This is a genomic window from Roseburia amylophila (assembly GCF_025567465.1).
Classification (GTDB): Bacteria; Bacillota; Clostridia; order Lachnospirales; family Lachnospiraceae; genus Roseburia_C; species Roseburia_C amylophila.
In genome coordinates, this window is sequence record NZ_JAOQKI010000007.1 from 102506 (window position 1) to 114246 (window position 11741).

Genomic DNA, 11741 nt, shown 5'->3' on the forward strand with positions numbered 1-11741 from the left:
CACGAATTAGGATTCGTCAACTATTTTACGCTATAATTTTAATTATTTTTCAGGTACTTTCGGGTATTGTATTCAGATATTTCTTTGCATATCTTGATATATACCTTAATGTGGCTTTTGCAGCTGCTATCATCTTAGCTGAGCCACCTGCTCCAAAAGGTTCTTACGTTCCTTCTTCCGGGTCAGCTCCACTAAGCCAAGCTTTGTAATATCCACAAGCCGTACCGAAACCGGGTCTTCTTTTAAGGATAACCGGAACTGGTGCATCAGCTCTTTTCTTTGCTCTTCTTTTGCCATATTGATGAAATCCACAATGACAATTCCTGAAATATTACGAAGCCGGAGCTGTCTTGAAATCTCTGCAGCAGCTTCTAAATTAATCTTATAATAATATTCTTCTGCATTTTTTCCGGAAGTATTCTTTCCACTGTTTACATCGATAACTGTCAGAGCTTCCGTTGGCTGAATGATAAGATAAGCACCAGACTTCATCCAGACCCGTTCCGATATTGCACGCTGTATCTGCGTCTCAAAGGAATAAAGGGTTCCTAATGAAATGGCATCATTTTCATAGAACCGTATCTTAGATAAAATATCAGGATTTCCGGCATAAAGCTGTTGAAGCTCTTCAAAGATATTCTTATCATCCGTAATAATTTCACCAAGCTCTTCCTGGTAAAGGTGATTAATGGCATTTTCATAAAATTTCTTTGGCGGCATCAGAATGCTGTAACAGGTACGGAAATGAAAAGTTGCAGCTAACTTCTGATAGTCAGATAAAAGTTTCCGGTATTCTGTTTCTAATTCTTCCGGAGAAGCTCCTGCCGCATTGGTTCTTACGATAAGACTATGCGGCTTTCTTTTTTCTTCCTGTCCGGCATTCTGCTTTGTATCAGTAACTGCTTCTTTTTCAAAAAGCTGCATCTGTTCGAAAAGCTGTACCTGACTGCTTAACCTTTCTTTTTCATCCGCACTTAATTTAGAAGAAATGGCAAGGGGACGTTTTTCATTTGTCAGGACAAAATATTTTCCGGTAAGGGAAAGCTTAGTATCTGCAATGGGATACTTGGTCTTGATTGCCTCTTTGGTAATCTGCACCACAAGTTCATCCCCTTCGGTCAGCTTTCCGCTTCTGCACTGCTTCGAAAACCAGGCATCTTTTATATGTGCTGTTTCCAGATAACAGGTTACTCCCTTTGCAATGTCCACAAAAGCGGCATCTAAGTTCGCGGCAATCTTTTTTACCCTGGCAATACAAATTATTCCCGGTACAACCTGATTTTCTTCGGATAACGGATGAAATGCAATTTCCCTAAACTTGTCCTTTTCATCTAACAGTGCCGTAAAAAAGGAGTCGCCTACATAATGCTGCCTTGTAATGATAAATTTATTCAAGAATGTCATCTCCCATTTCATCCAATGCAATCAGAGTGCCGTCTTCTTTTCGGGCATATACGTCCACACGATGAATCTGAAACTGCATTTCGTTATAAGGAAGTTCCAGATACCGGTAAAAGGCTTCTAACAAAAGCTCTGGTTTTACATTATCTACGCTTCCTGTAGATACTTTAAGATAAAAGAATGGACAGCCATCTGCTTCCTCAACCTGAAAATCATATACCAGCTGCTTTAAGTCCATGACTTTTTCGCTTTTTTTCGTCTTTTTCGTAACCAGAATCTCCGGAGCATCTTCATAAAATGCTTTTACTTTAACTTTCAGTTCATCCAAAGTGAATGGACAATTTCCTTTATTCTTATAAAATACGTTATAGTCCGCTGCTGCAACAATGGACATCGCTGTTTTGGCATGCTCTGGCAGCATCCGGTAAGATACGATTTCAACACCTTCCACCATGGTATCATTTAAAGCCTTAACGGATTCAATTGAACTTCTGGTAGAATGTACTTCAATATCAAGATATTCTCCATCACTGGTGATTCCAACTCCCAGCGGTGCCGCAAAAGACATAATCTGATGCGGGGAAAATCCCTCGGAATATGCAATATCAATCTCAGCACGACGCATTGCTTTCTGGAAATAACGCATCATATCAAGGTGTCCGATAAATTTCATTACACCATATTTTCGAAATTTAATTCTTATTTTCAAAGCAGACACCTCCCTTAAACTGAGCAGCTCCACAGCCCTGACACTGCATCCGGCAGTTTGGAGTCACTTCTTCTTTTCTGGCACGTTCCCATTCGCGGATTAAGAACTTTTTCGAAACGCCATCATCAATAAAATCCCATGGGAAAATTTCATCCAGAGGACGTTCCCGCATGGTATAGAAATCGGTATCGATGCCACATTCCGCAAAAGCCTCTACCCAGCGGTTATTATCAAAAAATTCCGTCCAGGCATCAAAGATACCACCTTTTTCATAAACCTTAAGCAAGGCAGGGGCAATCCGGCGGTCTCCTCTTGCAAGAATACCCTCTAATACCGTAACATCTGCTTCATGCCAGTTATACTTGATGCTCTTGCGGTTTAACTGTTCTTTTACAGCATCATTTACCACCTTGGCTCTGCCAAGATAGCTGTCCTTATCATACATTCTTGCCCACTGGAATGGAGTAAATGGCTTTGGTACAAAGAAAGAGGTACTGATAGTAATCTGACATTTTCCATTCCGCTCTTCCTTTGGAATCTCATAATAACGGACTGCAATTTTATTGGCAAGTTCTGCTATGGCACGCATATCATCTTCCGTCTCGGTCGGAAGTCCTAGCATGAAATAAAGCTTTACTTTATTCCAGCCGCCTTCAAACGCCATTCCGGCACCATTTAAAATCACCTCTTCCGTCAGTCCTTTATTAATAACATTACGAAGACGCTGGGAACCGGCTTCCGGAGCAAAGGTAAGGCTGCTCTTTCTGATATCCTGCACTTTTCCCATAACGTCTAAGGAAAATGCATCGATACGAAGAGATGGCAGAGAAATATTTACGCCTTTATCCTTAAAGTTATCAATCAGAAAATTAACCAGTTCTTCCAGTTGCGAATAATCACTGGAACTTAAAGAACTTAAAGAAATCTCTTCATGTCCGGTATTCTTTAACATTTCGTAAGCATAATGTTTTAAGACTTCTACATCTTTTTCACGGACCGGACGGTAAATCATTCCTGCCTGACAAAAACGGCAGCCGCGGATACAGCCACGCTGAATCTCTAATACCACACGATCCTGGGTTGCTTTAATAAAAGGAACAACCGGTTTCTCAGGGTAAACAGAATGGGACATATCCATCTGAATCTGTTTCTTTACCGTTGCCGGCACATCCTCATATTTTGGTGTAAAGGATGCAATCGTTCCATCTTCTTTATAAGCCACCTCATACATGGAAGGCACATAGATTCCAGGAATAGACGCTGCACGGCGTAAGAATTCCTTTCTGCTGACCTTTTCTTTCCTGCACTGCTTATACAACGTAAATAATTCCGTATAAGAAATTTCGCCTTCTCCGATATAGAACAAATCAAAGAAATCGGCAATCGGCTCCGGATTATAGCTGCAAGGACCGCCACCGATTACAATCGGGTCATCTTCTTTTCGCTCAGAAGACAGCATGGCAATCTGGGATAAATCAAGAATCTGTAAAATATTGGTATAGCACATCTCATACTGGATGGTAATACCAAGGAAATCAAAATCCTTAATCGGCTCCTGACTTTCCAGTGCAAATAAAGGAATATTTTTTTCTTTCATAATCTTGTGTAAATCCGGCCACGGAGAATAAACCCGTTCGCAGTATACATCATCCCGTTTATTAAACATATCATATAAAATCTGAATGCCCAGGTGAGACATTCCGATTTCATAGACATCCGGAAAGCACATTGCAAAACGGATGTCAACATCCTTCGGATTCTTCTTTACCATGTTCAGCTCGTTTCCGATATAACGGGCCGGTTTATCAATTGTTAAAAGTATTTCATCACTTAATGCTAAAGTGTTCATCTGGTACCTCAATCATTCTTAAATATCATAATCCGATTTGTGAAAAAAATAACGCTTATATATTTTTTGCAAAATCCGAAATTATCATAACATACTTTTGCAGTTTTGTATAATCATAGTTTTCTTCTAATTGCCGGTACATCCATTTGGTATCTTTTTCACCGGCAGTTCCCGGAAAAGGAAGCTTTCCTTTATCACATAAAACAAACACCACAAAAAGACAAATACAAAGCAGCCATTTTACTTTCCAAATGGCTGCTTTTCCTGTGTTTATTAACTCCTCGTCCGTGTCTTTCCGTGATTCCGAAAAAGAATTTCTGGCACGAAGAATATATTCCCGTCTGTTTGCAATATAATCCTGTTCCAAATAAATCGCACCTTTCTGCATATCATCGCCTGATTGTTGTTCTGCTGTAATCTATGCAGAAAGTGCAGGAACTATGTATGTTATCTCTGGGCAAGTTCCTGGGTAACATCCTCCCATGTTACGCCTTTTTCTACCATCAATACCATTGCATGATAAAGGAAATCTGAAATTTCATAAATAATCTCTTCCGGTTCCGGATTCTTTGCGGCAATGACAATCTCGGTTGCTTCTTCGCCGACCTTCTTTAAAATCTTATCAATTCCCTTATCGAAAAGGTAGTTGGTATAAGAGCCTTCCTTTGGATGAATCTTACGATCCGCAATAATGGAGTAGACATCCTCAAATACCTGCAGTGGATTTTTCTCAGCATATTCTTTCTTGACAATTTCATTAAAGAAGCAGCTTGGTGCTCCGGTATGACATGCCACGCCAATCTGGGATACCTTTGCAAGAATGGTATCAAAATCACAGTCTGCCGTTAAAGATTTCACATACTGGATATGACCACTGGTCTCACCCTTCATCCACAACGCCTTACGGCTGCGGCTGTAATAAGTCATCTTTCCGCTGGAAATGGTGGTATTGAACGCTTCTTCATTCATATAAGCTACCATAAGTACTTCATCGGTACGGTAATCCTGTACTACAACAGGTACCATTCCATCCGAATTCAATTTGAAATCACTCCATTTTAATGCCGGAGCAAAATTGTCCATACGGATTCCGCTGGCTGCAAATTCTGTCTTTAATTTCATGATATCTGTCCTGGTATCATTAATAAATGCACCACAGATTCCTCTGACATTTTCACGGTTTAATACATCCACCAGTGCATCCTTGTCATAATTATCATACTGAACGACATATGGCAGATTTGTAATATTTTCTACTCCGTCCATCATGGATGGATCAAGAACAATCATTTCATGGAAATATTCATCCAGTTCATCTTTGTGTTTGAATAAGAAATCAATATTCTTTACAGAAACTATCATACGGTCTTTTCCGAATCGTTTTGCACCTTCCTCCGCCAAAGACATGCTGACAGATTTGGCACCGTTTAAAACAACCTGTTTACATCCGGCATAGATAAATTTCTTAATGTCTTCCAGACGGTTGATATTTCCACCTGCATAAATCGGAATCTCTACAGTACGGAAAATATCTTTTACCGTATGAATATTTTTCTCATGCTCTTCATCACCGGTTGATAAGTCATAGATTAAAATCTTATCAATTCCACTGTCATTATAAAGCTTGGTAAGTTCTTTTAAATCTCCTGCAGAACTAAGGTCACTCGGGCTCTTTACTGCCTCTCCGTTTTTCAGATAAATGGTTGCTACTATATTCTTGTGTTTCATATGCTCACCTATAAACTGCCTTTCGTTGATAATATATCGGTAATACGCGGGTCAATGATGGTTGCCTCATCCAATGCCTTTGCAAATGCTTTAAACATGGCTTCAATCATATGATGGTTATTTCCGCCTGTAATGACCTTAAGATGTAAATTCATTCCGGCGCTATAGGAAATGGCATAAAAGAATTCTTTTACCATTTCGGTATCCATATAGCCTACGCGGTCTGTGGTAAATTCTGCATCAAAGGATAGATACGGTCTTCCGGATAAATCTACCGCACAAAGCACCAGTGTCTCATCCATGGGAAGCATACAGCTTCCAAAACGTTTGATACCCTTTTTGTCACCGACTGCTTTTTTAATGGCATTGCCAAGGACGATTCCGGTATCTTCAATGGTATGATGACAGTCCACCACCAGATCTCCGGTCACTTTGACATTTAAATCAAATAATCCATGTCTTGCAAAGCCATCTAACATATGGTCGAAAAATCCAATTCCGGTATCTGCCTTTGCATCCCCTCTGCCGTCCAAATCAAAGGAAAGGTAAATATCGGTTTCTTTTGTTTTTCTTGTATATTCTGCAATACGTCTTTGTTCCATGAAACAAACCTCCGTTTAGTTTTCGTCTTCAAATCTTACTTTAACGGAATTTGCATGTGCCGTCAACTGTTCGCACTCTGCAAACTGGGCAATATCTTTATATACTTCCTCTAATGCTTCCCTGGAATAGGAAATAATGCTGGATTTCTTAATGAAATCATCTACGGATAATGCAGAGAAAAATTTTGCGGTTCCATTGGTTGGAAGAACGTGGTTTGGTCCTGCAAAATAATCTCCAAGCGGTTCACTGCTGTATTCACCGATGAAAATTGCTCCGGCATTTCTTACCTTGGTCATAACTTCAAATGGATTCTTTGTTACAATTTCCATATGTTCGGATGCAATTTCATTTACTGCAGCAATGGCTTCCTCCATATTATCTGCAATTAAAATATATCCATAGTTATCTAAGGATTTCTGGATGATTTCTTTTCTGGAAAGCTGTGCAGTAAATTTTGCTGCTTCCTCAGAAACACGCTCTGCCAGTTCACGGCTTGTGGTAATCAAAATTGCGGAAGCCATTTCATCATGCTCTGCCTGGGATAAAAGGTCGGCTGCAACATATCTTGGATTGGCTGTTTCATCTGCTAATACTAAAATCTCACTTGGTCCGGCGATGGAGTCTATGCTGACATAACCGAATACGGCTTTTTTCGCTAAAGCTACATAAATATTTCCAGGGCCAACAATTTTATCTACTTTTGGAATGCTTTCGGTACCAAAGGCGAGAGCTGCAATTGCCTGTGCGCCTCCTACTTTATAGATGCGGTCTGCACCGGCTTCTCTTGCTGCAACCAGGGTAGAAGGATTTACCTTACCATCTTTTCCAGGCGGTGTTGTCATAATAATTTCATCAACTCCGGCAACCTTGGCCGGAACAATATTCATCAGTACGGAAGAAGGATAAACGGCTTTTCCACCCGGTACATAAACACCGACACGGGCTAATGCGGTTACCTTCTGACCTAAGATAATACCTTTATCCTGGCTGTCAAACCAGCTGTTCTGACGCTGTTTTTCATGATAGGTGCGGATATTTACAAGAGATTTCCGGATGACTTCAAGGAGCTTCGGATCTACTGCATCATAAGCCTCCTTAATCTCATCTTCTGTTACTAAAATATTATCTTTATTAATCGTTGCACCATCAAATCTCGCTGTATAGTCAAATAATGCAGCATCTCTATTGGCACGTACCGTTTCGATGATTTCCTGTACGCTGGCTTCAAATTTGCCGTAGCTGTTGGGGCTTCTCTTTAAAAGATTCTCTAATATATTACCCTTTGTCTCTTCTGTCAACTCTAAAATACGCATGTTTATGCCTCCTTTAATACCGATTTTAAATCTGTAATTAATTTCGTAATCCGCTCATGTTCCATTTTCATACTAACCTGATTTACGACCATCCGGGCAGAAAGCGGACAAACTTCTTCTAATACTTCAAGTCCGTTTTCACGTAAGGTTGAGCCTGTCTCTACAATATCACATATTACCTCAGCAAGTCCAACAATCGGGGCAAGTTCGATGGAACCGTTTAATTTGATAATTTCTACAGTCTGATGTTTCTTATTATAAAAATAGTCTTTTGCAATGCGCGGATATTTGGTTGCCACACGGATCAGTTCGTGATGCTGTAATAATTCTTTGGATTCTTTTGGACCGCAGATACACATTCTGCATTTTCCAAAGCCCAAATCCAATACTTCATAAATATTTCTTGCTTCCTCTAAAATTGTATCCTTTCCCACAATACCGATATCTGCCGCACCATATTCTACATAAGTTGGTACATCCGGTCCCTTGGCAAGGAAGAAACGAAGCTTTAATTCTTCATTGACAAAAATAAGTTTTCTGGTATTCTTGTCTTTCATTTCTTCACAGGTAATGCCGATTTTTTCAAAAGTCTCTAAGGTTTTATTTGCCAGTCTTCCCTTACCTAATGCAAAGGTTAAATATCTCATATCTTCCATTTCTATTCTCCATCCATAAATGTCAGTTCTGCAATCTGATTTCGCAATGCATATGCTTCATAATCTGCTTTTGATTTATCCATTGCCCAGGCAATCAGTTCCACATTGCAGTCCTTTGCCCTCAGTGCAATGGCTTTCTTTACTGCTTCCCTGCGGTATTCCGGTTTGTATACAATCAGCTGATTGTCATGTTTTACGGTAATCTCAATTTTCTGTCTTGAAATTGCTGCCATTAACTGGTCTACTACTATCGCAAATCCAATGGAAGCTGCATCTTTTCCAAAATAAGTAAGAAGCTTGTCATAACGACCACCCTTTACAATCGGTTCACCGCTTCCATAAGTATAACCGGCAAAAATTACTCCGGTATAATAATGATAGCTGCTTAACATACCAAATTCATAGGTCACATATTTGTCTACGTCATATACTTTAAGCACCGCATCTAAGTCTTCCAGTCTGCGTATTGCTTTATAAACCTTTGGATAATCAGCCGCATAGGTCTTTGCCTCTTCAAAGGAAGCTGCATTATCATAAATGGTTCCAAGCATTCCGAATAATTCTTTTAAATTCTGGTTCATGGAGCAGTCGGAAATCTCTTCTTCCACGCCAAAGAAATTCTTATTAGCAATCAGTTCCCGGATAACTTCTTCCTGTTCTTCGGAAAGCCCTGCCGCTTCCATTAAGCCACGGAAGAATTCCACATGTCCCACACTAATCTGGAAATTCTTTAAACCACTGCTCTTTAATGCATCAATTGCCATAGCAATCATCTCTGCATCGCCATCTACGGTATCATCGCCGATTAACTCTGCACCAAGCTGGGTAGATTCCTTTAATCTTCCCTGATAGCTATGGTTATTGATAAAGGTATTTCCCATATAAGAAAGGCGGATTGGCATATCCTCATCCATAAAATATTTTGCGGCAGACCGTGCAATAGATGGTGTAATATCCGGTCTTAATACAAGGGTATTTCCTTCCCGATCAAAAAATTTATATAATTCGTTGGATGGAATGGTTCCAACTTCTTTTCCAAATATATCGAAAAATTCAAAGGTTGGTGTCTGAATACTGTGGTATCCGTGTCGTTTTAAAGCCTTATGCAGCCGATCCTGCAGCTCTAATTTTTTTTCACACTCTTCATTATAAATATCCCGGACACCCTCTGGTGTATGTAACAATTGATTTTTCATATAAACCTCCAGTTTTTCTCAAAACACTTTAGCGTGCTACCATGCTACCACGGTGAATTGCTTTTCCTAGTATATATTACCTGGAAATAATTGTCAATCCCTTAGCTCCAAATCTTTTTTCAAGCCTTCCAGATAAGGAACCAGGATTCCTGACTTCTTTGGCAGGAAAAATTCCGGATTTAATTCTTCTAACCGGAAGCTCTTCCGTCCGCCATTCTGGGCTCTCTCCCAGAATTCATAAAGCTGTCGGAATGGCATATAGTAAAATTCATCCCGTTGGGTATAAAATATCAGAATAAAGGAAATACCCTGCTGATTTTCAAAATCCTGCATAAACTGAATCTGGTGAGCATGCACATTGGCAAGAGGAAACGTATCGGTGTGACATTCCTTGGCATCAAAGCAGACCGGAATGCCCTGTACTGCCCCGATATAATCTACGGTACTTTTCTGGTCAAAATAGGCAAGGGTAATATGTCTTGTTTCTTTATCAATATTAATTGGTGTAATCGGTGTCGGAATTTTCTGTATCATTGCTAAATTATGCTCTGCATATTTTTCATTGGTCCGGTTGATAAATTCCTCTAACGTAGAACCTCTTAATCCTCTGGAATTCCAAGTTGGCATCAGAGTATACTTCCTTTCTTTTCTTCCGGCAGTGTGTAATAAATTTTATGTTCTTCGAGAATCCTTATTTTCTGATTCTTTACTTCTAATATATTTACACTGCAGTTTGGCTGGTGGCTGTTCCAGAAATCCTTGATTTCAAGTCCTTTTATGTATGCAAGAAATGCGCGGATGATTCCACCATGACAGCAGATGAGCACACGCTTCATTTTTTCTTCCAGCGGAAAAATTTCATGCTTTAAAAAGTCTTCCACCCGGGCAAGTAACGCTTCGTAGCTTTCGCCCTGTTCCGTGGCACGATACTGTTCCGGCGCATGAAATAAAGCATCAATATTTTTAAGGGCCGGATTCCAGCTGAGATCAGCAAGCTTCTGCCCTTCCCCTTCTCCGAAGTTCATTTCACGGATACGTTCATCATAGGAAAGAGGGGTATCCGTTCCTCGCAGAATAATCTCTGCCGTCTGTCTGGCACGAATTAACGGACTGCAATAACAGTAGTCAAAAGTCAATCCTTCTTTTTTGAATCCCTCTTTGGTCTTTTCGGCTAATTCCAGTCCGAATTCATTTAATGGAATGTCAAGGGTTCCCTGTATCAGTCCTTTTTTATTGTAATCGGTTTCTCCATGCCGCATCAGATATACTTTCATCTTACTTATTTATCCTTCCTGTAACATCCACAGTCTTTCATTAAAAATAATTACTGCTCTGTGACATTCTGATTTGCATAACAAATAGCCTTATTAAAATCATCCGGTGGAGCTGCTTCTACACATCTGCCATCTGCAAATATCATCCGGTAAGCATGTAAAAGCTGATGTTTTACGCCGATGCGTTCCCGGTAAAAATGATTGATTTTTTCATTACCATATTTACTGTCTCCGATAATCGGATGACCAATGGATGCTAAATGGGCACGGATCTGATGGCTGCGTCCGGTAATCAGATGCACCTGCAGCAGTGTGACATCCTGATATACTTCCAGTGGCTCATACTCTGTCTCGATACAGAGTGCATCCGCTGTTTTTTCCTTTGAAATAAATACTCGATTCTGCCTTTCATCCTTCATAAGATAACCCTTTAAATGCTGCGGTGCTGTAATGCATCCGGCTACCAGGCAGAGATAATATTTCTTTACGGTTCTTTTTTTCAATGTCTCGGATAAATCCTGCAATCCCTTTAACGTCTTTCCGGCTGTCAGAAGTCCTGAAGTATTGCGGTCAAGACGGTTGCAGACGGACGGCCGGAAGGTCCGCAAATCCGTTTCCTTAAGAGCTCTGCTTTGAAGAAGATATCCGATAATATATTCGTTGGCAGAAATATCGGATGGCTGTGCCTTCTGTGACAGCATTCCTGCAGGTTTATTGATGATTAAAATATCTTCATCTTCATAAACGATATCCAGTGCTGTGGTTGGAAAACTTTCTTTTACCTCTGCTCCTGCAAACTTATCATAAGTTTCATCTGCTAAAAACAGCTTTACCTCATCTCTGGCATTCAGTTTTTCGGATCCATCTGCCTTTTTTCCATTTAATACAATATTCTTTTTCCGAAGCATTTTATAGACAAAGCTTGACGGTGCTTCTTTTAAAAGCTTTTTTAAATATTTATCAAAACGTTGTCCTGCTTCATTTTCTTTAATGATAAATGTTTTCATAACAT

12 protein-coding genes are annotated in these 11741 nt (G+C 39.9%); all 12 read right to left on the minus strand.

The genetic code is table 11. From position 1 onward, the window contains the following. Positions 1–129: 129 nt before the first annotated feature. The 12 genes from OCV43_RS06065 to OCV43_RS06120 all read right to left on the minus strand — a co-directional run bounded on the left by OCV43_RS06065 (position 130) and on the right by OCV43_RS06120 (position 11736). Entirely contained in the window at positions 130–1395 is a 1266-nt protein-coding gene (locus OCV43_RS06065) for a ribonuclease E/G (protein WP_262623638.1), read from the minus strand. After that, on the minus strand, positions 1388–2110 hold the full coding sequence (locus OCV43_RS06070; protein ID WP_262623639.1) for a TIGR03936 family radical SAM-associated protein: 723 nt from the start codon (positions 2108–2110) through the stop codon (positions 1388–1390). Before OCV43_RS06070 ends, OCV43_RS06065 begins: the two co-directional genes overlap by 8 nt. Then, positions 2094–3959 (minus strand): TIGR03960 family B12-binding radical SAM protein, encoded by a 1866-nt coding sequence (locus OCV43_RS06075; protein ID WP_262623640.1) that lies wholly within the window; start codon positions 3957–3959, stop codon positions 2094–2096. The genes OCV43_RS06070 and OCV43_RS06075 overlap by 17 nt, the downstream gene beginning before the upstream one ends. A gap of 55 nt (positions 3960–4014) precedes the next feature. Next, positions 4015–4347, minus strand: coding sequence for a hypothetical protein (locus OCV43_RS06080; protein WP_262623641.1), 333 nt, complete (start codon positions 4345–4347; stop codon positions 4015–4017). A gap of 59 nt (positions 4348–4406) precedes the next feature. Beyond that, positions 4407–5687: a bifunctional phosphoribosyl-AMP cyclohydrolase/phosphoribosyl-ATP diphosphatase HisIE gene (gene hisIE, locus OCV43_RS06085; RefSeq protein WP_117841069.1), complete on the minus strand. Its 1281-nt coding sequence runs from the start codon at positions 5685–5687 to the stop codon at positions 4407–4409. An 8-nt stretch (positions 5688–5695) separates the two neighbouring features. Next, positions 5696–6289 carry an imidazoleglycerol-phosphate dehydratase HisB gene (gene hisB, locus OCV43_RS06090; protein WP_117946965.1) on the minus strand — a complete coding sequence of 198 codons (594 nt, stop codon included), beginning with the start codon at positions 6287–6289 and terminating at the stop codon, positions 5696–5698. A 15-nt stretch (positions 6290–6304) separates the two neighbouring features. Then, positions 6305–7603 carry a histidinol dehydrogenase gene (gene hisD, locus OCV43_RS06095; protein WP_118665038.1) on the minus strand — a complete coding sequence of 433 codons (1299 nt, stop codon included), beginning with the start codon at positions 7601–7603 and terminating at the stop codon, positions 6305–6307. A 2-nt stretch (positions 7604–7605) separates the two neighbouring features. Beyond that, positions 7606–8259, minus strand: coding sequence for an ATP phosphoribosyltransferase (gene hisG / locus OCV43_RS06100; protein ID WP_022243846.1), 654 nt, complete (start codon positions 8257–8259; stop codon positions 7606–7608). 2 nt (positions 8260–8261) lie between these two features. Then, a complete protein-coding gene (gene hisZ / locus OCV43_RS06105; RefSeq protein ID WP_262623642.1) occupies positions 8262–9455 on the minus strand; it encodes an ATP phosphoribosyltransferase regulatory subunit in 1194 nt (397 codons plus the stop codon). Between the two features lie 93 nt (positions 9456–9548). Further along, positions 9549–10082, minus strand: coding sequence for a Holliday junction resolvase RecU (locus tag OCV43_RS06110; RefSeq protein WP_117698628.1), 534 nt, complete (start codon positions 10080–10082; stop codon positions 9549–9551). Then, positions 10082–10729, minus strand: coding sequence for a histidine phosphatase family protein (locus OCV43_RS06115; protein WP_262623643.1), 648 nt, complete (start codon positions 10727–10729; stop codon positions 10082–10084). The genes OCV43_RS06110 and OCV43_RS06115 overlap by 1 nt, the downstream gene beginning before the upstream one ends. 50 nt (positions 10730–10779) lie before the next feature. Next, positions 10780–11736 (minus strand): RluA family pseudouridine synthase, encoded by a 957-nt coding sequence (locus tag OCV43_RS06120; RefSeq protein ID WP_262623644.1) that lies wholly within the window; start codon positions 11734–11736, stop codon positions 10780–10782. Between the last annotated feature and the right edge of the window lie 5 nt (positions 11737–11741).